This window comes from Nocardiopsis xinjiangensis YIM 90004, assembly GCF_000341145.1.
Classification (GTDB): Bacteria; Actinomycetota; Actinomycetes; order Streptosporangiales; family Streptosporangiaceae; genus Nocardiopsis; species Nocardiopsis xinjiangensis.
The window spans coordinates 73,777-97,029 of the sequence record NZ_ANBE01000017.1; the positions used below are offsets into that span (position 1 = coordinate 73,777).

At 66.5% G+C, this 23,253-nt stretch carries 23 protein-coding genes, 3 tRNA genes and 2 pseudogenes; 15 read left to right on the forward strand and 13 right to left on the reverse strand.

The window, feature by feature from the left end; all coding sequences use genetic code 11:
- Positions 1-329 precede the first annotated feature (329 nt).
- Positions 330-467 carry a hypothetical protein gene (locus tag D473_RS27445; RefSeq protein ID WP_161626416.1) on the forward strand — a complete coding sequence of 46 codons (138 nt, stop codon included), beginning with the start codon at positions 330-332 and terminating at the stop codon, positions 465-467.
- Positions 468-915: 448 nt separating this feature from the next.
- Here D473_RS27445 and D473_RS27450 read toward each other — a convergent pair whose 3' ends face one another.
- On the reverse strand, positions 916-1,176 hold the full coding sequence (locus D473_RS27450; RefSeq protein ID WP_161626417.1) for a hypothetical protein: 261 nt from the start codon (positions 1,174-1,176) through the stop codon (positions 916-918).
- A 558-nt stretch (positions 1,177-1,734) separates the two neighbouring features.
- Here D473_RS27450 and D473_RS28680 point away from each other — a divergent pair.
- A complete protein-coding gene (locus tag D473_RS28680; protein WP_394296765.1) occupies positions 1,735-1,998 on the forward strand; it encodes a TylF/MycF/NovP-related O-methyltransferase in 264 nt (87 codons plus the stop codon).
- 86 nt (positions 1,999-2,084) lie between these two features.
- Here D473_RS28680 and D473_RS26505 read toward each other — a convergent pair whose 3' ends face one another.
- Positions 2,085-2,609 carry a DUF2087 domain-containing protein gene (locus tag D473_RS26505; RefSeq protein WP_241474753.1) on the reverse strand — a complete coding sequence of 175 codons (525 nt, stop codon included), beginning with the start codon at positions 2,607-2,609 and terminating at the stop codon, positions 2,085-2,087.
- Positions 2,610-3,341: 732 nt separating this feature from the next.
- Here D473_RS26505 and D473_RS28685 point away from each other — a divergent pair.
- Positions 3,342-3,449: pseudogene (locus tag D473_RS28685) on the forward strand (transposase); the annotation flags it as partial.
- 678 nt (positions 3,450-4,127) lie between these two features.
- Positions 4,128-5,480, forward strand: a complete 1,353-nt coding sequence (locus D473_RS0110115; RefSeq protein ID WP_017608957.1) for a tyrosine-type recombinase/integrase — start codon at positions 4,128-4,130, stop codon at positions 5,478-5,480.
- A gap of 64 nt (positions 5,481-5,544) precedes the next feature.
- Here the strand turns inward: D473_RS0110115 and D473_RS0110120 are convergent, their stop codons facing one another.
- A complete protein-coding gene (locus D473_RS0110120) occupies positions 5,545-5,913 on the reverse strand; it encodes a hypothetical protein (protein ID WP_017608958.1) in 369 nt (122 codons plus the stop codon).
- A gap of 97 nt (positions 5,914-6,010) precedes the next feature.
- Between D473_RS0110120 and D473_RS0110125 the strand changes: the two genes are divergently transcribed.
- The 4 genes from D473_RS0110125 to D473_RS0110140 all read left to right on the forward strand — a co-directional run bounded on the left by D473_RS0110125 (position 6,011) and on the right by D473_RS0110140 (position 8,352).
- On the forward strand, positions 6,011-6,787 hold the full coding sequence (locus D473_RS0110125) for a helix-turn-helix domain-containing protein (RefSeq protein ID WP_017608959.1): 777 nt from the start codon (positions 6,011-6,013) through the stop codon (positions 6,785-6,787).
- On the forward strand, positions 6,784-6,966 hold the full coding sequence (locus D473_RS0110130; RefSeq protein ID WP_017608960.1) for a DUF397 domain-containing protein: 183 nt from the start codon (positions 6,784-6,786) through the stop codon (positions 6,964-6,966). Before D473_RS0110125 ends, D473_RS0110130 begins: the two co-directional genes overlap by 4 nt.
- Positions 6,967-7,384: 418 nt before the next feature.
- Positions 7,385-8,155 carry a replication-relaxation family protein gene (locus D473_RS0110135; protein WP_083917961.1) on the forward strand — a complete coding sequence of 257 codons (771 nt, stop codon included), beginning with the start codon at positions 7,385-7,387 and terminating at the stop codon, positions 8,153-8,155.
- Positions 8,152-8,352: a helix-turn-helix domain-containing protein gene (locus tag D473_RS0110140; RefSeq protein WP_017608962.1), complete on the forward strand. Its 201-nt coding sequence runs from the start codon at positions 8,152-8,154 to the stop codon at positions 8,350-8,352. Before D473_RS0110135 ends, D473_RS0110140 begins: the two co-directional genes overlap by 4 nt.
- Positions 8,353-8,539: 187 nt before the next feature.
- Here the strand turns inward: D473_RS0110140 and D473_RS27135 are convergent, their stop codons facing one another.
- The 4 genes from D473_RS27135 to D473_RS0110155 all read right to left on the reverse strand — a co-directional run bounded on the left by D473_RS27135 (position 8,540) and on the right by D473_RS0110155 (position 10,264).
- Positions 8,540-9,292 (reverse strand): hypothetical protein, encoded by a 753-nt coding sequence (locus D473_RS27135; RefSeq protein WP_152436811.1) that lies wholly within the window; start codon positions 9,290-9,292, stop codon positions 8,540-8,542.
- A 697-nt stretch (positions 9,293-9,989) separates the two neighbouring features.
- Positions 9,990-10,066, reverse strand: a tRNA-Val gene (locus D473_RS0110145).
- 12 nt (positions 10,067-10,078) lie between these two features.
- A tRNA-Cys gene (locus tag D473_RS0110150) sits at positions 10,079-10,149 on the reverse strand.
- 42 nt (positions 10,150-10,191) lie between these two features.
- Positions 10,192-10,264, reverse strand: a tRNA-Gly gene (locus D473_RS0110155).
- 376 nt (positions 10,265-10,640) lie between these two features.
- Here D473_RS0110155 and D473_RS24590 point away from each other — a divergent pair.
- On the forward strand, positions 10,641-12,044 hold the full coding sequence (locus D473_RS24590; protein ID WP_017608963.1) for a molybdopterin molybdotransferase MoeA: 1,404 nt from the start codon (positions 10,641-10,643) through the stop codon (positions 12,042-12,044).
- Between the two features lie 162 nt (positions 12,045-12,206).
- On the opposite strand, the gene D473_RS25650 is transcribed toward D473_RS24590, so the two are convergent.
- Positions 12,207-13,796 carry an MFS transporter gene (locus D473_RS25650; RefSeq protein WP_017608964.1) on the reverse strand — a complete coding sequence of 530 codons (1,590 nt, stop codon included), beginning with the start codon at positions 13,794-13,796 and terminating at the stop codon, positions 12,207-12,209.
- A 432-nt stretch (positions 13,797-14,228) separates the two neighbouring features.
- Between D473_RS25650 and D473_RS0110170 the strand changes: the two genes are divergently transcribed.
- Positions 14,229-14,786 (forward strand): TetR/AcrR family transcriptional regulator, encoded by a 558-nt coding sequence (locus D473_RS0110170; protein WP_017608965.1) that lies wholly within the window; start codon positions 14,229-14,231, stop codon positions 14,784-14,786.
- Positions 14,787-14,806: 20 nt separating this feature from the next.
- Here D473_RS0110170 and D473_RS24595 read toward each other — a convergent pair whose 3' ends face one another.
- From D473_RS24595 to D473_RS26525, 3 genes are read right to left on the reverse strand one after another with little or no spacing between them, the layout of a single operon-like run.
- Positions 14,807-15,112 (reverse strand): GNAT family N-acetyltransferase, encoded by a 306-nt coding sequence (locus D473_RS24595; RefSeq protein ID WP_083917962.1) that lies wholly within the window; start codon positions 15,110-15,112, stop codon positions 14,807-14,809.
- Positions 15,113-15,277: a DUF397 domain-containing protein gene (locus tag D473_RS26520; protein ID WP_017608967.1), complete on the reverse strand. Its 165-nt coding sequence runs from the start codon at positions 15,275-15,277 to the stop codon at positions 15,113-15,115.
- Complete coding sequence (locus D473_RS26525; RefSeq protein WP_033353141.1) at positions 15,274-16,047, reverse strand: helix-turn-helix domain-containing protein; 774 nt, start codon at positions 16,045-16,047, stop codon at positions 15,274-15,276. Before D473_RS26525 ends, D473_RS26520 begins: the two co-directional genes overlap by 4 nt.
- A gap of 99 nt (positions 16,048-16,146) precedes the next feature.
- On the opposite strand from D473_RS26525, the gene D473_RS0110185 reads away from it, so the two are divergent.
- The 3 genes and pseudogenes from D473_RS0110185 (at position 16,147) to D473_RS0110195 (ending at position 18,855) form a co-directional block, all read left to right on the forward strand.
- Positions 16,147-16,473, forward strand: a complete 327-nt coding sequence (locus D473_RS0110185) for a hypothetical protein (protein ID WP_017608968.1) — start codon at positions 16,147-16,149, stop codon at positions 16,471-16,473.
- A 527-nt stretch (positions 16,474-17,000) separates the two neighbouring features.
- Positions 17,001-18,179, forward strand: a pseudogene (gene manA, locus D473_RS0110190) (mannose-6-phosphate isomerase, class I); the annotation flags it as partial.
- 301 nt (positions 18,180-18,480) lie between these two features.
- Positions 18,481-18,855, forward strand: a complete 375-nt coding sequence (locus tag D473_RS0110195) for an FKBP-type peptidyl-prolyl cis-trans isomerase (RefSeq protein ID WP_017608970.1) — start codon at positions 18,481-18,483, stop codon at positions 18,853-18,855.
- Between the two features lie 256 nt (positions 18,856-19,111).
- On the opposite strand, the gene D473_RS0110200 is transcribed toward D473_RS0110195, so the two are convergent.
- Positions 19,112-20,287 (reverse strand): acyl-CoA dehydrogenase family protein, encoded by a 1,176-nt coding sequence (locus tag D473_RS0110200; RefSeq protein WP_017608971.1) that lies wholly within the window; start codon positions 20,285-20,287, stop codon positions 19,112-19,114.
- Between the two features lie 222 nt (positions 20,288-20,509).
- Between D473_RS0110200 and D473_RS0110205 the strand changes: the two genes are divergently transcribed.
- Entirely contained in the window at positions 20,510-21,163 is a 654-nt protein-coding gene (locus D473_RS0110205; protein WP_017608972.1) for a TetR/AcrR family transcriptional regulator, read from the forward strand.
- A 129-nt stretch (positions 21,164-21,292) separates the two neighbouring features.
- On the opposite strand, the gene D473_RS0110210 is transcribed toward D473_RS0110205, so the two are convergent.
- A complete protein-coding gene (locus D473_RS0110210; RefSeq protein ID WP_017608973.1) occupies positions 21,293-21,862 on the reverse strand; it encodes a TetR/AcrR family transcriptional regulator in 570 nt (189 codons plus the stop codon).
- A gap of 90 nt (positions 21,863-21,952) precedes the next feature.
- Here D473_RS0110210 and D473_RS24610 point away from each other — a divergent pair, with 90 nt between their 5' ends.
- On the forward strand, positions 21,953-23,185 hold the full coding sequence (locus D473_RS24610; RefSeq protein ID WP_017608974.1) for an MFS transporter: 1,233 nt from the start codon (positions 21,953-21,955) through the stop codon (positions 23,183-23,185).
- Positions 23,186-23,253: the final 68 nt, after the last annotated feature.

The window sequence follows — 23,253 nt, forward strand, 5'->3', positions numbered from 1 at the left end:
CTAGCGCAGGGTGGGCGGGGGTGCTAATCAGAGATTGTGCCTGTTCAGGTCGGATGTGGCGGACGTATTTCCAGGTAGCAGTCCGACGCGCCGCCCCGTCCGAATGTGGCCAATGGGGGCTATTGACAATCACGGGAGCTGTTTCGGTTGAAGTTTATTCAACCCGGTGGGCACTCATGAGCTGGGTTTTTGTGCTGCATAGGGGTGACTCTGCAATCCGAGCTTGAGTAGCCTGAGCATGATGACGTTCACACTCGGCTGGGCTGAGCTGGTCGAGGTTTTCTCGGCGAAACGCAGGCTGAGGAACCGGAGGCCAAGCGCTCTTCACCTTGCATTGGTTCCGCGAAGCCGGATGTGTGCACAGCCTGGCCCTGGATGCGGGCATCTTCCAGGCCACCGGCGACCGTTGCCTGCACGAGGCCATCGACGTGCGGCCGACCAAGCTCCCTATCTGCACCAAGTTCTGAAGTAGTGCCGCCGACAGGGCACGGCACATGCCTCATCGCCCTTGCGAGGGGTGCAACACCTCGGCACCACCCGCACGCCCGATGGGGTGGTGGCCTCATCGCCTCTGCGGAGCGTCAACGATGACGACCGTGTCAGGATCGGCGCGCGGGTGGTGACCTTCAGAGGCTCGGTCTTGCCCGCGTCGGGTTCGGGTCACGGGCCGCTGGTGCCGCTGGCGTGGATCCGGTGGGTGTCCGTCCTGAGTTTCTCGGGGCAGGCGAGCACAGGGCGGCTTCCAGGCGGGCTTGTCGGTTTCCTACATGCCCCTCACGGTCTCCACCGAGCTAGCTCTGGGCGGGCGGTGACCTGTGATGGATACTTCCCGCTGGTCCCGCTGGAGCACCATCGGCACCGTTCTCGTTCTCGCCGTGATCACCGCGGTGGTCTCCTAATCGCACATGTACGAACTCACCCTGCGCCACGGGGAACCCGAGCGGCGCCCAGTCCTGTCCCCCGCTTGGCCGACGGCATGGTCGTGGCATCGTCCATGACGTTGTTGAGCGATGCCCGCAACGGACGCAAGGGCGGGGTGTTGCCCTGGACGTTGTTGATCATCGGGCCCGGCGCCTCCCTGGCGGCCAATGTCGCGGTCGCTGATCCGACGATGTGGTCGCGCACCATCCATGTCTGGCCTTCGTTCGCGCTGATTGATGCGTATGAGTTGCTCATGCGCCGATTCCGTGCGAACGCAGCGCTCACGCGGAGCGTACGCATCCTTCAAACGACTCACCTCCGGCCCCGAAGAGGTAAAGGCAGGTGGAGTCGGAGCCGGCGGAGCCAGAGCTGTATGCGGTTCGCGATCAGCACGGGAACAAACCTCACGTCACCGAGAGCTCACCTTGAAAGCCCTGCGGGGCGGCTCTGAACCCGGCATGATCACGTGCTGTGAGCTGTGCATCGCCCGTCCCGGCATCGAGTCCTCCCAACGCTTGGGACGCCACCGGTACAAGGTCAGCGCTGGCTCGCCTGGCTGGGCTCCTACCGCAGGTCGAACATGCGCTGGGAGCGCAAGGCCTCCACCTTTCCGGCGATGCCGGGCATCGCCTGCGTCCTCATCTGCTACAAGCACCCGGCCAAGCACCCCCACGGATTTTGAGATGAGCTCTAAGAAGTTCCTCTCGCTGTAAGGCCCAAGGGATCTTTGGCTTTATGGCACGTATGAGCTGAGTTGGCGTGACCAGGGCACCGAGGACGGCCTCGAGTTCCTCGATGTCGAGGGTGTTGGAAATGCCGTGGCGGGCGAGCCCGAAGGGGGGCAAACGGGGTAGAATTGGAGTATCCGCCTGTGAGGTTCGACAAACCTTCCTGAGTGCCGGTTGCTCAGGATATTCGATGCGCTTCATCCCGGCATTTGTTCATGATGTACTACCAAGGCATGCACCGGATCGGATCGGGCTGCTTCGGCTCGGTGCGGGCAACTACGACTCCACCATGTGCGAATTGGTGCACATTTATGGAAAGCAGTCAGGGGGGCACGAGTGCTGTGGATGAATACTTCTCCTGGGGGAGAACACGCGCCCGCTGTTCACGCGACTCGATGTTCAAGGAACAATTCTAATCAATCCCGCTGCGTACACTCAATCCCGACAAAGGTAGTAAGTTCCGCTGTGTGGTTCACGCCTCATGTACCCCCCGTCGACAAGATAGCGCCGCAAAGCTGCATGGTCGTCATGCACTGTCCTCAGCAGGACTTTCAGTTCACTCTCCTGGTAAGAGGGATCGACCAGAAGAGAGTCGACCAGCCAGCTCAGCAGCTCAGCTCGCTGTGCAGGGTTGCTCGGGATCCGGACGAGGCGCCCATGCTTGAATTTAAGCTGCCGCAAGTGCTTGGCACTCGGTGGGGTGTGCTCGTCCTTGATCAACTCGCGGACTTCGGTGAGGCATTCCTTCAAAAGGGCAGACAGGCTCTCTTTCGTCACCTCCCCGTTGCTGAGAACACCGCCGGCTTCCAACTGCCCGATCATCATTTCGGAGGAGGTCTTTTTCAGGTCTTGAGGCGGTTCGTTGTTGGCTATCAGTCCGGCGACCACGGAAAGTCGATCAGGCTCACCCAGAAGGGCAAGCAATCTTGGCGAAGATCTCTGCTTCCTTGCTTCATCCATGGAAATCCATTCTAAGAAAATAAGTGAATTCGTATTTCAGTTGTTAACTTTGCCTCTGCTGGACTTCAGGCGCAAGTCTCGTCACGTCGGTCACTTGCGTAGGCGTCCTCGTCCGGTTGCTCGCTGTCGAAACTCCTTTGTTGGTCTCAACTTCGGTCTCTGTGGTCGTTGCATCTCAGCAGTTTGTGTTGCTCGCTTTAGGCCTGTCGTTGGGCGTATACATTGACCGGCTTCGCTGAAAAAAGAAGCTTCTGTCGCTGGTAGGTGTGGCCCAGGTGGTCATCGGGGTTGCCATTGCACTTTTGTTGCTGAGTGATCTTAGCAGTTTTGTTTGGCTTTTAGCAATTTCATTTTTGTCGCCTGACTCGGGGCGGTATTCGAGGTCGGCAGTCAAGCAATGATTCCACGCCTCGTCGACAAGCCCTTACTGGCCGAGGCGAACTCTCGGGGGCGGGAGCGCTCAGACTGCAGCAGAGCTCTCGGGTCCTTCTCTCGGGAGCACGGCCTTCGGGTGGCTGGGGCCCGGGACCAGCTCATTTTTGCATGATGGGGCATCAGCAGTAAGTGCAGCATCGATGAGTGTGGCCCGTGAACCTATGACTGATGAGCGGCCAGAGGCCAAATCCTTGTGGCGTGAACTCGCTGAAGGCCTGAGAGCGTGTTTGAGAAGGGTGGGTAACGCTCCGAGCACTTCGCTCTCACCCGGCCGCAGGCCCTGTGAGCCTGGCCCTCATGACGTGTGAGCCGACCTACCCCTCGGACCCGACCGACGAGCAGTGGGCCCTGATCGAGCCCCTGCTCCCACCGGCCAACACCGGCGGACGCCCGGAGAAACACCCCCGNGTTCTGCGGCGCGGCAACTTCCGGGCGCGCTTCTGGCGGCCGGCCTGGGACGGGGCATCCACACACGAAGTGGTGTGGATACGGCGTCCTCTCCTGCCGGGGGTGACGTTCAACGAGGCCGGTCGGCATTCGTTGCGTACGCAGCCGGCGGCTGCCGGTGTCCCGGAAGTGGCTCGGGCAGCTCGGCTCGGCCACCGGATGCCGGGGATGGCTCGGATCCATGAACACGTCACTGCGCAGATGGAGGAGCGTGTACTCACGGTGCTCGAGACCCTGTGGGGCCAGAGTGCGCGGGATCTGCCCCGTCAGACGCGGGTGCTCGTTCTCCACGGCTCCGATCCTGGAAGAGCACCACCATGGAGACACGAAAAACGGGCTCCCGGAGGAGCCCGCTTCGAAGATGATCTCCCGACTATCTCCCATTGCTGGGTGATCATCCAGGACCCGCACTCCAGAGGGAACCTCTGACCTGCGGTGATGCTGGTGGGCGATACAGGATTCGAACCTGTGACCTCTACCGTGTCAAAACCCTTTTCGCGTTCAACTCGACCTCGACCGTTCCCTGTCTGCTGGGTAAAATCGCAGGTAGATTAGGAAATCGGAATGCCGTGCAGGGTCGGCGGCTACCGCCCGATGACGCACGGTCCACGGTCAGATCACGGTCAACCCCCTGAGGTGAACGACGTGGGTTTCTCCCGCAAGAGGGGCGGGCGCAACGGCCGGGTGCGCTACACCGCCTACTACAAGGACTTGAAGGGCCGGGAACGGTCGGCGGGCACGTTCCCCAACAAGAAGGACGCCGACAAGGCGTGGCAACGGGCCGAGACGCAGTTGGCCGAAGGCAGGGTCGGTGACCCCGCACGCGGGCGCATGACCTTCGCCCGCTACGTGGAAGAGACCTGGCTTCCCCACCACCAGATGGAGGCCAGCACACGCCAGCGCTACACGTACTCACTGCGCAAACACATCCTCCCGGAGTTCGGCCCGATGAGGATGGTGGACATCTTGCCCGAACACGTACGCGCCTGGGTGGCCCGCCTGCGCGAGGAGGGCGTCTCGGCGGGCACGGTCAACGCCAACAAGGCCATTCTCAGCGCGGTCTTCACCACGGCTTTGAATGATCAGGTGACGTTCGTGCACCCGTGCAAGGGGGTCAAGACCCCGCCCGTGGCGGCCAAGCCGCGCACGATCATCACCCCGGAGCAGTTCGACACCTTGTACTGGGCCCTGCCCGACGCGCGCATGCGCCTGCTGGTGGAAACCGCCATCGAAAGTGGCCTGCGCTGGGGCGAACTCTCCGAGCTGCGTACGCAGGACCTGGATCCCCGTTCGAGCGTGCTCACGGTCAGCCGTGCGGTGGTTGAGGTCAACCCCCGCTTCCACCCCACGGGCGGAAGGTTCCACGTCAAGGATTACCCCAAGGACCGCGAATACCGGCGCTTCAAGCTCAGCCCACCCCTGGTACGCAGGCTCGCAGACCACATCACTGCGTACGCACTGAAGCCGCAAGACCTGCTGTTCGCAGCCGAAGAGGGGCCGTCTCCCGAGAAGCGCCTGCGGCCGGTACCCGACCCCGACGCTCTGGGCCTGACCGAACCGAAGGCGCACGGGCGCCAGTACAAGCACGGCACGCTCAGTGGCTACTCGGCGGGCAAGTGCAAGTGCGAGCACTGCAAGGGCGCCTACGCCCACTACCGTGCGCAACGGCGTGCCAAGGGCAAGGACGAACCACGCCATCCGCGCACACGTGACACCGACGGCCACATCCCGGCCGACTGGTTCCGCCGACAAGTCTGGCGGCCTGCGCTGTCCCGCGCCGAAGTGGGACAGCGGGTGCGCTTCCACGATCTACGGCATGCGCATGCTTCGTGGCTGTTGGCCGGGGGAGCGGACCTGCAAGTGGTCAAGGAACGGTTGGGCCACTCCGACATCGCGACCACGGCCCGGTACCTGCACACCCTGCCCGAGGCCGACGAGACCGCATTGACCGCGCTGGACTCCATCCGTGGCCGTGCTCGGGGCGGGTAGAGGGGTATGCGTACGCAGCTGGGCCCCGACCGCACTGGTCGGGGCCCAGCTGCGCGGAGGGCGGTCAGGGGCGGTCGTTGCCTCGCCGGTGTTGGCTGCGTCGTGGTAGAGGCGGGGGCGCGTGGCGTTCTGCTTTTGTGCGCCACTCGGGCAGTTCGGGTGGGGTCTGTGTGCCCGCGCGGGTGCGGATGAGGTCGTCGACCACGAGCGCGGCGAAGACCCGGGGATGGGTCTTGTAGTTGCCGCGCCCGTCCAGCCATCGGTAGAGACCGTGGTCGGCGACGGTGACCTGTGCATATCCGAGGTAGGGGCCACAGGTCAGGGTGGGCAAGGGATCCATGCTGAACCAGTGGGGCTTGTCGCTGATCTGCGAGTGCAGGCCGCGAGCGTTGAGTTCGTCCTGAAGGTGCCGTAGCTGCTCGATTACATCCATGGACTCACTCTGAATGTGACCTGTGCATTTACACAGAGAGCAATAACTAACCGGAAAGCAATGGGTCCGCGTGCAAGATCGTGTATAGCCTCGACGTGTGCCTGAGAACGACTTCACATCGCTGCTGTTCAAGCTCCGTGAATTGTCCGGTTTGAGTCAGGGTGAACTCGCTGACCGGGTCGAATCTTCCTCGGCCTCCGTGTCCCGATGGGAGAACGGTGTCGTCACCCCCAAGCGGGCGAAGGTCGAAGAACTGGATCAGGTCTTGCACGGCCGTGGGCGGTTGGCGCGAGCCTGGGAACCGGTCGCGACGGGGCTCCAGATGCCACCGTGGATGCGCTCGGCCGGGGCTCTGGAGGACAAGGCCGTCTCGATCGCGAGTGTGACCGTCTCCAACCTGGTTCCCGGGATGGTCCAATCGATCGAGTACGCACGTCACGTGTTCCGCACAGGTCATCTGACCGTGTCGGCGGACGAGGTCGAGCGGCTGGCGCAACTGCGGGTGGCACGGTACGAGTCGTTGACCCGCAGGAACGACCCCTTCGTGACGGTGGTCTTCCCACTCTCCGCGCTCAAGGGTCTTCCTGGCCATGTCAGGGCCGACCAGCTCGAAGCGTTGCTCCGACACATCGGGCGGGGACGCTTGGCGGCCCACCTGATCCCTGACCACACTCCGATCCTTCCGGTCGCAACCCCCATCCAGGTGTACCGCTTGATGGACGGCAGGAAGGTCGCCGCCTCCGATCACGCCAGCGGTAACCACGTGTACGAGTCGACCGAGGAAGCTGACAAAATCGAGGGGATCGTGACGCACGTGATCGGTCGTTGCTTCCCCGTGGATGACACGGTCCGACTGCTGGAGGAGTTGCTGTGAACGAGTGGTACAAGTCCTCGTACTCGGAGAACGCCGCTCAGTGCGTGGAACTGCGCCACCTGCCGAGTCGGGTCCAGATGCGCGACACCCAGAACCGGAAGGACGCTCTGTTGTCTTTCCCTGATGCGGAGTGGGCCGCGCTGGTCGCTGTTGAAGCCGGGCCCGATCACCGGCGCTGACGCTCCTCCACTGGCTTGGCTGTGGCCCGTCCCCGACTACTGGGATGGGCCACACCCATGTCGGTCCCATGACCTGCTCTCCGGCAGTGATTGTGAAATCGGTACCCGCAAGGGTGAGCGATTTCGGTAGGTTCAACGCCCTGGATGGGTGAGGGGAGTTTTCGCGGATTGTCCCCGGCTGATCCCCCGACGGATCGGTGGGCGCATGCGTGGACTCCTCTGACCCGCTGGGGTGCGCGCATCTGCTGTCCCAGGACAGAGCGTGCGCAAGCCCGGCGGGTGATGGATCCGAAAACCTTCCCACCCAGAAGGGGTTGTACAGATTCTTACCGAGAGGACTCCCGCCCGCGTCGATGGAGGCCACCTGCTGCGGCTGGCCGCGCATCTGACCGACCGTGACCGACGCATCCTGTCGCTCATCCACACCCACCGTGTGCTGACCACTCCGCAGGTCGCTCAAGTCGCCTTCAACAGCCAGAGCCGAGCCGTCCAACGCATGCGAATCCTGACCGGTCTCGGTCTGGTCGCGCGTTTCCGTCCTCGGCGCGATCGCGGATCAGCGCCGTGGCACTACGTTCTCGACACTGCTGGCGCTCACGTCATGGCGGCCGAAGGCGGTCGCAACACCGATCGCGCGAGTGTGCGCCGGGACCGTCAGCTTGCCCTCGCACGGAGCACGCACTTGGACCATCGAGTGGGGGCCAACGGGTTCTTCACCGCCTTGGTGGCGGCCGGCCGCGCCAGCGAGCGAACGGCCGAGCTGGGGGAGTGGCTGAACGCCTCCGACGCCCATGGTTGGGCCGAATTCCACACGCGTGATGGGCTCATCCCGGTTCCGCATGCTGACGGGTTCGGTCGCTGGGACGCCGACGGCCAGTCTGTGGCCTTCTTCTTGGAGTGGGACACCGGTAGCGAGACCCATCGCCAGTTGCGCACCAAGATGCAGCGCTACGTCGACTTCGCACCAACCCTGGTGGGCCCGATGCCGTGGGTGCTGTTCGTCTTCCCCACGGCCCGACGCGAAACGCACGCACGCAGTGCCCTGCGGAGTGTGCAGGGCGCTGATCATGCACCGGTCGCCACAGCTCACCTGCCCGAAACACACAACCCGGAGAACGCGGTGTGGTGGCCCTTGAAAGCCCCCGCTGGCCGGGTTCTGCTGAGCGAACTTCCGGAGGTGGGCGCGTGAGCCTGACCGTGGAACAGGTGCGCGAGCTTCCACCGACCGTAGACCTGATGACCGCCGCACGTGTGCTGGGCATCGGTCGGACCAAGGCCTACGAACTCGCCCGTGCCGACGAATTCCCGGTGCACGTAGTGCGCATCGGTGGCCTGTACCGAGTCTCGACCGCCGACCTTCTGCGGTTCATTCGAGCTGAGGAGTGACATCCCTTTACCTGAATAATTTTGTCCTGCTTGAGGACTGAAATCAGGTCCTTACAGAGTCGGACTCGTTGTTCGGTACTGCCGTTGCGAGAAAGCCAGTAGAAACACCATACTATGCTTATATCCCTCATAGCCCTCAGGAGGATCGCCAGAAACATTATACCTGATGCGAGGATTATCGTAGAGGTCATGAGGTCTTGTGTCCCTCACGAATTGCCTCAGAAGTTCTCTTGATCATTTCTGGCGTTCTTCTGCAGGGGCCGATTGACAGTCGGCGAACGCATATGTTTGCGCTCCCGACCCCCATATTGACGGAGGTGGGCGTGGGAATGAAGTCCTCTTCGTCTACCCCTTCAATTCCTGAAAGTAGCCCACTTTCTATGAGGTTGGAAGAGATGTCGCGAGGGTCGTCCCCGCAGCAGGACTCGATTACCAAGTCGAAGTAGCTGTGCGTATAAGTATTGGCCCAGCCATGGGAGGATCCTGCGCGGTCGATTATTTTTGGTCGGCGTAGAACCCTACTGAGAAGAAGGTTTCTGGTATCTCTTGAACCGGTTCCCCAATCAGAGTGCCAGTAATGAAGCGTGTGACGCTCGCTATGGATGAGTTTATTTTGGTCGAGCCAGAGCTGATTTATTCCTGGCTTGCCAGAAGGAAGGTTAGGGCGCCAGTTTTTGTCCTCATGTTGCAGAAAGACAGTGGATCTGCTGGATGCATCCACGAGTGTCAGGCGTCCGTTGCCTTGGTGCCCAAGGCGTAGCCCTGGAACCCCTCGAACTCCGTCATAATCCGAATCGAAAACCGGCAAAAGCTCGGCGACGATGGTGTTAGCCATTTCGGGGTGAACGTAAAGAATGGGTCCGTCGGGTCGGGGCTCAACCTTTTTGATTCCAAGAATCGCTGAGTCGATCTGCTTGTCCCGCAATGCTTCTGCGATCACGTGGACAACGAAAGCTTCAAAGCTCTTCTGGGGTGGGGAGCTTGCATCGGGAACTGGCTGGAAAGGTGAGATCTTTCCTTCTTTTGCCCAGTTCAGGCAATCGGGATATCTGTAGCCCGTTGCATGGCTGCATCGCGAAGCGGCGCGTTGCGTACTAGTTTTCCCAGACATACGTATCCCCCGCACTTCCCGGCTAAGCGCTTAGAGGCAAGCTCGTACGTCTCGCTTCGTCGATTCAACTTCCACGGGAACTGCGAAGAGTTCTTGTCCTGCCCTGGAAAGCCGGGATCCAAGGGTTAAGGAAGGTGCCACCGTGATTACACGCATGATGAACATACATGAAGCCTCTTCTGCTTCGCAACATCAGGGTTGGCCGACGGCGGCGACGCGCTTGGAGAGGGTTGCTTGTTGAGAAGGAGGCAAGCAGCGGAGCTCGGGAGGTGAGCATCCCGCCGCCGGGCCGGAGGGTGAGGGCCAAATCTGAAAGCTAGGTTCCAGCTCACGACCACGGGACTCAGCGGGCTTGCATCAGCGGTTCATACGGGCTGACGCGACCGGAGCCTGAGGTGTCGCCGAGTGCCGGATCTGAACGGTCGGGGCCGCCGGGTGACGTCCTGTGTCACGGTCGAACGACGGTCAGACACAACTCAGGGCATGTGCCGGATCGCTCCGGAACATGCCCTGAACTGGTGAAACGTGGTGGGCGATACAGGATTCGAACCTGTGACCTCTACCGTGTCAAGGTAGCGCTCTAACCAACTGAGCTAACCGCCCGCTCTTGTTGTGAGGTGGAGACGGGATTCGAACCCGTGTAGACGGCTTTGCAGGCCGTTGCCTCGCCTCTCGGCCACTCCACCGAGTCACACGTGAGGCGCCTTCGGCTCCCCGCGTCTCCTCCGAGCGGACGACGGGATTCGAACCCGCGACTTTCACCTTGGCAAGGTGATGCTCTACCAGCTGAGCTACGTCCGCTTGCTGCCCGGCTTCTTGTGCGGGCCCCGTCTCCGTGGCCCTCGCCGTGCCGCTGGTAAAGACTTTAGCGGAAAGTGGCGAGACGGCAAATCGGAGTGGACGAACAGCCTGTGTGGGACGTGACACCGGAGAGGCATGTGTCCCCTGCGCCCTTCGAGGTGCGGATCCTGCGGAAACCCTGTGCTGCGGGGGAGCGCAGAGGTGTTCGTGGCACCGGCGCACGGGCTGCTCCGGTGAACCGTCCCTGGTCCCGGGAGGCAAAGCCCCGTCACCGGTCGGCCCCGTCCCGACAGGCCGCGCCGACGGGGTGCCCTTCCTCCGTCGGACGGCAGGGACAATTGGAAGGACCGGCGGAGAGGGCGATGGGGAGACCGACATGCACGGGTGCGAACACGACGGACACCTTTCCTGGGAACACGCGCGCCGACGTGCGCGGGAACTGGGGGAGTGCCTGCCCGCGCCGGTGCGGGAGCTGCCCCTGGACCGCGCGATCGGCGGTGTGCTCGCGCGCGATGTCCGCGCCCTCGCGGGGCTGCCGGCCTTCGACGCCTCCGCCATGGACGGTTACGCCGTGGCGGGTCCAGGTCCGTGGCGCCTGGTCGGCCGACGCCTGGCCGGAAGCTCCGGACCCAGCGTGGCGTTGAGATCCGGGGAAACGGTGGAGATCGCCACCGGTGCGCGGATTCCCAAGGGGGCCGAGAGCGTGCTCCCCTACGAACAGGCCCGGCTCGAGGACACCCCCGGCTCCGGCGTGACCCGTGTGCGTGGTGAGGTCGAGCACGGGCGCCACGTGCGGTGGTCGGGTGAGGAGACCGCGCCCGGGGAAACCGTTCTCACGCGCGGACACCGGGTGGGGCCGGCCTCGCTCGGGATCGCCGCGAGCCTGGGGCACGAGACCCTGCCGGTCTTCGCCCCGGCAGTGGCGATCGTGGTCACCGGCGATGAGATCACCCGCAGCGGATTGCCCGGGGACGGGCGTGTGCGCGACGCCATCGGGCCGATCCTGCCGGGGATCGCCGACTGGGCGGGCGCGCAGGTGGGGCCGGTCCGGTACCTGGGTGACGATCGCGCTGCACTGGCGAAGGTGATGACCGAGGGGGACACGGACGTGGTCGTGGTGTGCGGCTCCTCCTCCAAGGGGCCCGCCGACCACGTGCGTTCGATCCTGGCGGAGGCGGGTGCGGAGACGGTCGTGGACGGGGTGCAGTGTCGGCCGGGGCATCCTCAGCTGCTCGCTCGCCTCACGAAGGCCGGCGCCGGTGGTTCCGTGGGTTCCAACGGCCCTGGAGGTCCCGGAGGCCACCACGGCAGCGGCGATCCGATGAACACCGAGGCACGCGGGGGCCCAGAAACCTCTGGTGAGGGCAAGGAAGCCGGGGACACGATCGTCGTCGGCCTTCCCGGCAACCCCGGTGCGGCGATGGTCGCGGCTCTGACGCTGTTCACACCCCTGGTCAGCGCGCTCGCCGGCCGCCCCGACCCGGCGCGTGTGGACGGGCGCGTTCCGGCGTCAGGGCAGATCGCTTCCCATCCCAGGGACACGCGCTTGGTCGCTGTGCGCTTGGACGAACGTGGGCGTGCGGTCCCGGTCGGACACGACCGGCCCGGGAGCTTGCGGGGCGCGGCACTGGCCGACGCCTACGCGGTCGTTCCGCCCGGGTGGTCGGCTGCTGCGGGTGAGACCGGCGCGGACGGTGAAGATGTGGTCGGCGCCGGCGACAGGGCTCATACCAACGCTGATACCGGAACCGACGGCGTGGAACTGGTGCGCCTGCCCTGACCCGGGCGCCGTCTCACCGCGTTCCGTGTTCCTGCCCCGGACCGCCCGACACGTGCATGCACGAGAACGGTCCCGGCCGCGCGATGCGACCGGGGCCGTCGGCTCTCCTGGGGCCGGGCGCCGACCCGTGCGGACGTGTCAGGCGCTTGTGCGGCCTCTGAGTCACCCGCGGGGTTCTTCGCCCGCGTCGACGGCCACGGTTTCCTGAGCGGGCTTCTCACGGGCCGTGGCGGCGTCCGTGTTCGCGGCGGTGTCCTTGCGCTGCACCACGACCTCCGTCCCGGGCTGCCTGCCCTCCACGGCCGGGTTGCCCTGACCGCGCAGCGAGATCCAGGCCTGGCCCGCGGCGACCAGGACGATCACCGCGGCGATGGCCGAGGTCAGGTGCATGCCGTCGGTGAAGGCCACCCGGGCAGCGTCCATGAGCGCGCTGCCGGCCGGTCCGCCCACGGCCTCGGCCGCGTTGGCGGCACCGCCCAGGGTCTCGCGCGAGGTCTCCAGAGCAGTGCCGGAGACCTCTTCCACGCCGGTGAGGTTGCCGCGGTAGAAACCGGTCAGGATGCTGCCCAACACCGCGATACCGAACGCACCGCCCAGTTCGTAGGCGGTCTCGGAGATCGCCGAGGCCGCACCCGCGCGCTTGGGCGGGGCGGTCGACATGATCGCGCCGTTGGTGAGGGTCTCGGCGAACCCGGACCCGGTCGCGATGAGTGCGAACCCGGTCGAGATGAGCACCACACCCAGGGTCACGTTCTCCACCGGGGTGAACGCGAAGGTGGCGAAGCCGCTCGCGGTCACCAGCAGGGCCACCCCGATCACCGTGGACAGGCTCAGCCGTCGGGCCACCCGCGCCGCGATCAGGCCCGCGACGACCGACAGCAGCAGTCCGGGCAGCAGGACCATGCCGGCGCGCATGGGCGAGATGCCGAGCACGAGCTGCAGGTACTGGGTGAGGAAGAACAGCGACCCCACCATCGCGAAGACGATCATCAGGTTGGTGACGACCGCGATGGTGAACACGCGGTAGCGGAACAGGCCCACGTCGATGAGCGGGTCCTCGAGCCTGCGCTGGCGGCGGACGAACAGCCAGCCCACGACCAGCCCGAACAGCAGGGAGGCGAGCGCGAGCGCGTCGGTGCCGTCGGTGGCGATCTTCTTGATGCCGTAGACGACGGGCAGCATGGCGCCCATGGACAGGACCACGCTGGGCAGGTCCAGTCGGCCCGCGTCGGGGTTGCGGGACTCACGGACCAGCCACGGGACCAGCACCAGGATCAGCGCCATCACCGGCAGGTTGATGAGGAAGACCGAACCCCAGAAGAAGTGCTCGAGCAGCCACCCGCCGAGGATCGGGCCGAGCGCCGCGCCGCCGGAGAACCCGGAGGCCCAGATCGCGATGGCCAACAGCCGCTGGCGTGCGTCGAGGAAGATGTTGCGCAGCAGCGACAGGGTCGAGGGCATCAGGGTGGCGCCGGCCAGGCCCAGGAGGGCCCGCGCGGCGATGAGCACCTCGGGTGCGGGCGCGAAGGCGGCCAGGAGCGAGGCCGCTCCGAAAGCGGCCGAACCCATCATCAGCAGGCGTCGGCGGCCGATGCGGTCGCCGAGGGAACCCATGGTGATCAGCAGGCCGGCGAGGACGAAGCCGTAGATGTCGACGATCCACAGCAGCTGGCCCGCGGAGGGCTCGAGTGCCTCGCTGAGTGCGGGCACGGCGAAGCCCAGCACGGTCATGTCGACCGAGATCAGGATCACCGGCAGGACCAGTACCGCGAGTGCGGCCCATTCGCGGGGGCCCGCGAGCGCCGGCGGGGTTCCCNCCGGCCATGGCGGAACTCATCTTTCCTCGTAACGTGTGGGTTTTCTCTGCCGCCGCACGGTGTGAGGGCGGCCGGCCCGAGGGCGACGGTGGCGCCGCTCAGGGCTCGGGAGTGGATGTGGTGAAGGGCTGCGGGTGCGCAGGTCTGTGCTCACCGGGGTGCTGTGCCGGTGCTGTGGCCCGGACCGGAACGCCCTACCCCGGTGGTGCTGTTTCCTTCGGGGCTGCTCCCCGGAGTCGTTTCCGCGAAGGCGTTCCTCGGAAGCGGTTGCGTTCCCCGGAGGTCTCACGTGTCCGAAAAGGTGCACTCTGCCCATCCTTGGACCGTCCAGCCGGTACAGTACCGTCCGGCCGGTACAGTGTCAATCGTGACTGCTTCGAATACGCGCGAACGGATCCTGGACGCGCTCCAGGACATCCTGATCAGTGACGGGTACTCCTCCGTGACCCTGGAGGCGGTGGCGCGCGACGCCTCGGTCTCCAAGGGCGGTCTGCTGTACCACTTCCCCTCCAAGGCGGCGATGCTGACCGGGCTCATCGACCGGCTCTCCGAGATGGCCGAGGAGGAGTTCCGGGAGGCGGAGGAAGGCGACGAAGGCGTCGTGCGGGTCTTCCTGCGCACGTCGTTGCCGCAGAGCGTCGAGGAACGGGAACTGTACTGGGCCGTGATCGCCGCGCTGCGCACGCACGACGAGCTGCCCGAGGAAGCGGTGGCCAAGGTGCAGGGCACTTTCACCCGTTGGGGGGAGATGCTGCACGAGGCCGTCGCCGACCCGGTGTTGGCGGAGGTGATCCTGCGCGCGGGGGACGGTCTGTACATGTCGGCGATCGCGGGCATGCCGCAGCCGTCGCCGGAGATGAATCAGCAGATGATCGACCGGTTGGTCGAGATGGCGGACGAGGCGAACGAGCGGGCCGGCCGGTAACGGGCGGGTCGGCCGGTGGGTCAGACGCGGGCCTCGAGGACCTGGGCCTCGCGCTCGCCCACCGGGGCCCGTTCGGTCGGGGTGAAGCCCTGACGCTCGTAGTAACGGATCAGGGCGCCGTCCCCGCCGCTCCAGCAGTCCACGCGCACGAGGGAGACGCCCCGTGCGCGTGCCTGCTCACGGGCGTGGTCGAGGAGCCGGGGTCCGATCCCCCGGCCCGGGTGTGAGCGGGAGACCGGGAGCAGGTGGAGGTACAGCTCACGTTCGTCGACGGCCGGAGCGTAGGACGGGGGAGTGGGGTAGTGGGACGGAGTGTTCCAGTTCAGTCAGTGTGCGACTCGGAGGAGGGCGGCCCACTCGGTGGTGGGGAAGGTCAGGTGCCCGGCTTCGCGGTGGACGGTGTCGCGCACGTCCGTGCCGTCGCGGGACTCACGAACCTCGACGCACTGGCCCCCCGTGTTGCTGTAGGACGACTTGTGCCATTCGCTCAAAGTAGCTCCTCGATGACTTTTCGTGACTGTTTTGGCGGGAGGGCTTGCGCGAACGCACGCTTCACCAGTTCCGACAGTCGATCGAAGTTGTCTGTTTCGCCGTACACAACGTTACCGGTGAGATGGTCGGCGCTGGCAGCCTTGCCCCCGGACAAGAGCCTCACCATCAGCATGGGCGAGGTGATGCCTACCAGGACAGATCCTTCCGGTACAAGATGGATCGAGAGTCCGCCTGCGTCCAGCAAGTTGCAAAGGTGCTCAGCTTCTTCTCGGCGGACTTTCTCTGTGACGCATGTTAGGGCTGTGACTGGGAAGACGGATGAGATCTCAGGTGCGTTGCGTGCGCGTAGCTGCTGGTGACGGGCGCACCGGACTGCGGTGAGCCGCTCGATCTCACTGGGAGGCGTCAGGGGTTGTCCCTCCCGGAAAACCATGGAGGCGTACGCGGGGGATTGCAACAGTCCTGGGACAAGTACTGGTGAGACGTACTCGATGAGAGAAGCAGACTCCTCCAGCTTGCCCGCATTCTGCATCCATGGGAGCAAAGCCGAGGGGGAAGTAAGAACCTCCCACTTGTGCACCAAAGCGCCATTGAGCCCCATAGCCTTGTCCAGTTTGATGATGTCGTCCCGGGCTGGGGTGAAATGCCCCCTTTCCCAGCGGGACAAGGTCGAGGAAGACGTGTTGGATTTTGCCGCGAGCCTGCGGAGCGTGTGACCGGCGCGTTTGCGTTCCGACGAGAGGTATGTGCCAAAGTCTTGCTCCACCATGTCCCACAGATTAAGCGCCATTTCCCAGTCTGAGCCAGTGGCGGAGAAGTTAGACATCACTTTCTGTGGGACACAGCGGATTCGCTCCACGCTGGACGCATGATCACCCGTAGCAAGCTCAACGCTCATGCCGAAGCCCGTAACGCCTTCCGTGACCTCCGAGGGCTCCACTTCACGATCGAGTGGCACCGCTTCGAATGGACGCACGGTGCCGACCTCGACTGCGCGCTCGTCGGCCCCGCCTACCTCGGGAACATGAGGATCGGCTTGAAGGACGGTGCCTACTGGGCCTATCGCTCACGGGACGGCGGATCGGTGCGGACCGTCCCACGCGAACAGCTGAGCAAGCTGGTGGACGAGGTCTGTGACGAGTTCGCCGGTTACCTCTCGCCTCTGCCGCGCAGGGGTCTGCCCCGGGGGAGGTGAGGGGCCGGCTCGAAGGTGTATCCACAGGTGCGCGCGGACTCGGCGCCGTGTGTCGCCGATCATGCGCCGCTGGTGCGTGCGCGTACGTACGCGCGGGCATCCCATGGGTCCGGTTCCCATCGGTCCCGCAAGGGTTCCGATGGGTGTCCGGCAGGTGTTCCTGCGAGTGTTCCCGCAAGGGCGAGCCGAACAGGTCGCACGGGGGTGCCATCAGGGAAGACCAGGTGGGAGAGTCGGAAGAGTAAGGAGTAACCGGACGTAGCTACCGGAAGGTGACTATGTGGTGCTGTTCACGTGGCACCGGTCATGGTTTACTTCCGAGTAACTTTCGTGGTCGTATCGGCGGACCCGGTACCCTCCGGGCCCACCCAGCAGGCGAGGTGCACAGTGTCCGAGCCCGACGAGAGGGGGCGCGCCGGATCGACTCCGGCAGGGCTCTTCGCGAGACTGATCCAACCTCGCGATTCTCGTGGACCTCGCGGCGCGGCCACGGGAAGGGACGACGCAGACCGGAAAGCGGGGAGCGCATGCACAGGCTCACCAACCAGGTAAGACCGTACGCCTGGGGCGCGCGCACGGCCATCCCCGACCTCCTGGGCACCGATGCCGACGGCACCCCGCAGGCCGAACTCTGGCTCGGCGCCCACCACGGCGCCCCCAGCTCGGCCCGGTCCGACGACGGCTCCGTCCACCCGCTGCCGCACCTGATCTCCGACGCTCCGCACCGCGTCCTGGGGCACGAGGTCACCGAACGGTTCGGCGCGCGCCTGCCGTTCCTCCTCAAGTACCTGGCCGCCGAACAGCCCCTGTCCCTTCAGGTCCATCCCGACGCCGAACGCGCCCGTCAGGGGTTCGCCGCCGAGGAGCACCGCGGGATCCCGGTCGGCGCACCGCACCGAAACTACCGCGACCCGCACCACAAACCCGAGCTCCTGCTGGCCCTGGAGCCCTTCGAGGCCCTGTGCGGGTTCCGTGAACCCGAGGCCGCCCGGTACGACCTGCGCGACCTGACCTGCGAACTCGCCCGCGACCTGCGCGCAGACCTCGCGGACGCCGACACCCACAGGGCCCTGCGCTCGGCCCTGACACGTCTGCTCACCCTCTCCGAGGACCGCCGCGAACGGCTGCTGTCGGATTTCGTGGCCGAATGGTCCGCGTGCGACCGGCGCGGGCCGCACGGACGTATCGTCCCGGACCTGGCCGAGCGCTACCCGGGCGACCCGGGGGCGGTCGCCTCGCTCCTGCTCAACCGCATCACCCTGTGGCCCGGCCAGGCGCTGTTCCTGCCGGCGGGCAACCTGCACGCGTATCTGCAGGGCACCGCGATCGAGGTCATGGCCAGCTCCGACAACGTGCTCCGGGCCGGACTGACCGGCAAGCACGTGGACGCCGCGGAGCTGCTCGAGGTGGTCGACTTCTCCGTGCTGCCGATCCCCTACGCCCGACCGGAGTTCCTGGACGGCAGGCGCGAGTACCGGCCCGGCGCTCCGGAGTTCGCGCTGCACGAGATCGGGCCGGGCCGCATCACCGCCCACCTGCCCGGGGCGGGGCCCTGCGTGGTGCTCGTCCTCGACGGTCAGGTCGACCTGGTCGCCGAGGTGGGTGAGGGGATGACCCTCTCCCGCGGGGAGTCGGTCTTCGTCCCGGCCGACAGCGGTTCGGTCAAGGTCGAAGGCCGCGGACACGTCGTCGCCACCACCGTCGGGGTCGCCTCGAACGTCGTCGTGGGGGCCGTGGCCGGGACGCCCGCCGGTTCCTCCGCCGCTTCCGCCGGGGCGGCTGCTGATCCGGGCGCCGGTTCTTCCGCCGGAGCTACGGCCGGAACCGCCGGATCGGCACCTGTTGCCACGGCCGGCGCGTCGGCCGGTGCCACTGCCGGGTTCGGGGCCGGGGCCACCGCCAGGGCTTCGGCCCACGCAGCACCGGCCTCCGCACACCGGTCCCACGGATAACCTGGGCCCCTTCAGTCCACATCCATCCGTTTCGACGGAGAACGAGGGGAACACCATGGAGCTCGAGCGCCCCGAGATCGACTTCATCGACGGCCCGCCGCCGGCCGACCTGCAGGTCACCGACCTGAAAATCGGTGAGGGTGAACAAGCCGGGCACGGCAGCACCGTTCAGGTCCACTACGTGGGTGTCTCCCACTCCACCGGCGAGGAGTTCGACGCCAGTTGGAACCGCGGTGAGCCCCTGAGCTTCCGCGTCGGCTCGGGCATGGTCATCTCCGGCTGGGACCAGGGTGTGATGGGTATGCGCGTGGGCGGCCGCCGTCAGCTGGTCATCCCGCCGCACCTGGCCTACGGCGAGCGCGGTGCCGGGGGCGTCATCAAGCCCGGCGAGACCCTGGTCTTCGTCTGCGACCTGGTCGGCGTCAGCTAGAGACCTCTCGCGCGTGAGCCCTCGGGCACCGTCGTCCCCGGTGTGCAGGGCCCAGCCCCTGGCCCGGGGCACACACGAGGGCCACACACGGTGTGTGACCCCTGCGCCGTGCGTGCCGCACGTCAGGCGTAGGAGCCACCCGCCCGTGACGCGCGAAAGGCCCGACCGGACTCCATACCGTCCGGTCGGGCCCCTGGCCGCGCTCGGCGGACACCGTAACGGAAGGCATCGACCGAACACGGCCCCGGCTCCCGCGCTAGCCCAAGGTTGCGCCCACCTTGACATGGCCCTTGAGCAGGTCACGGGCGATCGTGCGCCGCTGGATCTCGTCGGTGCCCTCGAAGATCCGCAGCAGCCGCAGGTCCCGGTAGAAACGCTCGATCGGCAGTTCGCGCGTGTAGCCCATCCCGCCGTGGATCTGCATGACCCGGTCGACGATCTCGTTGGCCTTCACGCCGCCGTACAGCTTGGCGATGGATTGCGCGTGGCGGGAGTCGTGTCCCTGCTCCACCTGCCACGCGGCGTGCAGCACGAGCAGCCGCAGCGCCTCGATCTCGGTCTGGGAATCGGCGATCATCCACTGGATGGCCTGGCGGTCGGCGATGGGTGAGCCGAAGGTCTGCCGGGTCCTGGAGTACTCGATCGCCATGTCCAGGAGCCGCTCGCAGCCGCCGAGCGCGCGGGCGGGCAGCAGGTAGCGGCCCTTGCCGATCCACTTCATCGCGAGCTCGAAGCCGCGTCCCTCCTCGCCCAGGATGTTGGCGTGGGGCACACGCACGTCCTGGAAGACGAGGGAGGCGGGACGGCGCTCACCCATGGTGTCGATGGGTTCGGAGGTCCAGCCGTGCTCGCGGTCGACGAGGAAGCAGGTCACCCCGCCGTTGGCGCCCTTCTCCTGGTCGGTGACGGCGAAGACGAGCGCGAAGTCGGCCTCGTTCCCGCCGGTGATGAAGGTCTTCTCGCCGTTGATGACCCACTCGTCGCCGTCGCGGACCGCTGTCGCGCGGATCGCCTTGGCGTCGGAGCCGGCGCCGGGTTCGGTGATGGCGAAGCAGGAGCGGCGCTCGCCGTTGATGGTCGGCAGCAGGTAGTCGCGCTTCTGCTGCTCGTTGGCGTGGAAGAGGATGTTGTCGGCCTCGCCGCCGAACTTGAAGGTCAGGAAGGTACGGCCGAGCTCGATCTCGATGATGGCGGCGGTGACCGGGTCCAGGCCCATCCCGCCGTACTCCTCCGGGGTCTCCACGCCCCAGAAGTCGGATTTGCGGGCCAGGGCACGCAGTTCCCGGACCTCCTCCGCGTTGAGGCCCGGTTCGGCCCCTGCGCGTTCGCGGCGCAGGACCTCGTTCTCCAGCGGCATGAGTTCGCGCTCGACGAAGGTCCGGACCCAGTCGCGCACGGCGCGTTGTTCGTCGCTCAACGAGAAGTCGATCACGGTCAGCTCCCCAATAACCTAACACTGTTCGGTTATTGGAGAATACGGTCTCCCGTGCCGCTCGTGCAAGACCCGGGACGTGACGGATCGCCCCAGCTCCCCGGCCGCGGAGTGGCAAGATGTGGGCCGCGGTGGCCCCTGTTCCCGGCCGACGTGCAATGATCAGGCCGGACACCGACAGCCCCGGGAAGTCCGCGCCCGGAGAAGTAGGGAGACGAGTCCGTGGCCCGACCCAAGACGCCGATCCTGAGCAAGCCGGCCATCCGTGCGGCCGCACTGGCGGTCATCGACCGGGACGGGCTCGAGAAGCTGTCCATGCGCAAACTCGCCCAGGAACTGGACGTGCGCGCCGCCTCCCTGTACAGCCACTACGGCAACAAGGACGAACTGCTCGCGGAGATCTCCGAGGAGGTCACCGCCGACATCGACGTGTCCGGTTTCGACCAGGACTGGCGCGAGGGGCTGTCCCGCTGGGCGCGCTCCTACCGTGACGCGCTCACCCGCCACCCCAACCTGCTGCCCGTGGCCGCAGCCGGGCCTGGACGGCGCGAGGAGGCCCTGCGCCGAGCCGACGCCGTGCACGGCGGGCTCGTGGGCGCCGGATGGCCGCCCAAGCAGGCCACGATGATCGGCGCCTCGGCCAAGTACCTGATCGTGGGCGCGGCCACGCAGTCGTTCGCGCGCGGGTTCGACGACGACGTGCGGGTCTACCGCGACCGGTACCCGAATCTGACCCAGGCCCACAGGCTGCCCGAACACGCCTCGGAGATCGACGACGCCAGTTTCGAGCTCGCGCTGACCGCTTTCCTGGACGGGCTCGAGGGGCTGTTCGCCCGGATCACGCGGGACGAAGGCGTGGGCGCCGGGGGTACCTGAGCGCGAGTCGGGGCTTTCGGGGGCGCGGGGGGCGGGACGCCTGGGAAGGCTCCGGTTCGCGCGCTCGGCGCGGCCCGGCCCAGGGGCAGGCGCCGTCGGGGGTGCCGTTGCTCTCCGGTGGTGTCCGGGTCAAGAGAGGGTGTCCACCCATGTGCACAGTGCTTCGAGCCCGGCCTCCGCGCGCTCGTGGTCACCGGTGACGAGCAGGTCCGTCTCCAGGCCCGAATAGGCCGCGTTGAGCAAGGTCGCCCCGGTCAGAGCTGTCCCCGGGGAAACGCCGCGCACCCGCAGGCAGTCGGCGACGAACTCGGCCCGTCCGCGCACGAACCTCGGGTCCACGGGCAGGTGTCCCGCCGCCGCCAGGCCCTCGATCTCCAGTACCAGGCGGGTCATCGGTCGTTCCTCTTCGGACATGTGGCGCCGCCAGGAACCGCGCACGATCGCCGAGACCGGCACCGTGGCGTCGTCCCAGCCGGGGGTGGCGCGCAGAGCCGTGTGCTGGCGTTCGTCCAGGTGGGCGAGGACGGCAGCGAGCAGCGCCTCCTTGTCCGCGAAGTGGTGGGTCAGCACGCGGGTGCTCTGCCCCATGCCTTGGGCGAGGCCGCGCAGCGTGAACCCGCTCATGCCGGTGTGGGTGAGCTGCTCGACAACGGCGTCGAGTACCGCGCGGCGGCGGGTGGGGTCGGCGGGACGGGCCACGGGGCACCACCTTCCGGAGTTGGGCTCGCAGGTGAGGTCGGTCTTCACCTTGGCACACGCCGTTAGGGAAACAAGTGTTACCTTAATTCGATGCGTTTGCCGCCTCTGTGGATCCTCGCCCTGGCACTGGCCGCCTTCACCATCCAGACCGACGACTTCATCGTGCTCGGTGTACTCCCCGAACTCGCCGACGACCTGTCGGTCTCCGAGACCGCCGCGGGGCAGCTGGTCACCGTCTACTCGCTCACCTACGCCGTGACCGCGCCGCTGTGGGCGCTCCTGCTCACCCGCCTTCCCACCCGGGCCGCACTGTTGACCGCGCTGGCCGTGTTCAGCGCCGCCAACCTCGTCGTGCCGCTCGTGGACACCTACACCCAGCTCATGGCGGTGCGGGTGGTGGCCGCGCTCGCCGGTGCCGTGGTCCTGCCCGCCGCCCTGGCCCTGGCCGGGGCCAGGGCTCCCCGTGAACGGCGCGGGCGGTACCTGGCCACCGTCATGACCGGACTGACCGCGGCCGTCCTGCTCGGGGTGCCCGCAGGGGCCTGGGCCGGGGCCGCTCTGGGATGGGCGGCTGCGTTCGTGCTCTGCGGGGTGCTGGGTGTGCTCGCACTGGTGGTGGGCGGCCGGACCTTGCCGGAGGGAGGCGGAAGGGTCGAATCCGGGGCGGCCGCCGACGAGGAGACCGAGGCCGGGCAACCGGCCTCCGCCCGTGGACTGCTGAGTCCGCTGGTTGCGCCCTCTGTGGCTGTCCTGCTCCTGGCCACTGTGCTGGCCGTCGCCGGGAATCTGGCCTTCCAGACCTACCTGTCGCCCTTCCTCGCCGACACCGCCGGGGGCACCCCGCACACTCTCGCCGCTGTCCTCGTGGTCGCCGGCGCGGGCGGGGTCCTCGGGACACAGGGAGCGGGACGAGCCGTGGACCGTTTCGGTGCCGAACGCACCCTGTGCCTCACCCTCGCCGTCTTCTGCGTGGCCATGGCCGTCCTCGCCTTGACCTGGAACGCGCGACCGGTACCGATCCTGCTGGTCACCGCCGTGCTCGTGGTCTGGTCCGCGGCGGCCTGGGCGGCTCCTCCCGCGCTCCAGGCGCTCGTGCTCGACCGGGTCGGACCGCGCGCGGCCACCCCGGCGATGGCGGTGCAGAGCAGCTCGGTGCACGTCGGCGCGGCTCTCGGAGGTGTGTTGGGCGGGGCGGCCGTTGCGGTCAGTACCGGACTGCTGCCGGCGGCCGCCGCGTCAACGGCCGCTCTCGCGCTCCTCGTCGTCATGGCCGGAGGGAGGCGGGGACGTTGGTCCCGTTCCCGCTCCGCGGCCGCCGGGTGAGCGAGGACGAGTGGACGAGGCAGGTCGGAGCGGATACGGGGGAGCCGTCCACAGGGCCGAAGCAGGCT

Bases quoted from the DNA above. Each gene is read 5' to 3' on its own strand.
- D473_RS0110185 (WP_017608968.1), top strand. From the start codon at position 16,147: ATGATCACCCGTAGCAAGCTCAACGCTCATGCCGAAGCCCGTAACGCC.
- D473_RS27450 (WP_161626417.1), bottom strand. From the start codon at position 1,176: ATGAGCAACTCATACGCATCAATCAGCGCGAACGAAGGCCAGACATGG.
- D473_RS24590 (WP_017608963.1), top strand. From the start codon at position 10,641: ATGCACGGGTGCGAACACGACGGACACCTTTCCTGGGAACACGCGCGC.
- D473_RS0110120 (WP_017608958.1), bottom strand. From the start codon at position 5,913: ATGGATGTAATCGAGCAGCTACGGCACCTTCAGGACGAACTCAACGCT.
- D473_RS26505 (WP_241474753.1), bottom strand. From the start codon at position 2,609: ATGGATGAAGCAAGGAAGCAGAGATCTTCGCCAAGATTGCTTGCCCTT.
- D473_RS28680 (WP_394296765.1), top strand. From the start codon at position 1,735: ATGCCGTGGCGGGCGAGCCCGAAGGGGGGCAAACGGGGTAGAATTGGA.
- D473_RS24610 (WP_017608974.1), top strand. From the start codon at position 21,953: ATGCGTTTGCCGCCTCTGTGGATCCTCGCCCTGGCACTGGCCGCCTTC.
- D473_RS0110195 (WP_017608970.1), top strand. From the start codon at position 18,481: ATGGAGCTCGAGCGCCCCGAGATCGACTTCATCGACGGCCCGCCGCCG.
- D473_RS26525 (WP_033353141.1), bottom strand. From the start codon at position 16,047: ATGGTGGAGCAAGACTTTGGCACATACCTCTCGTCGGAACGCAAACGC.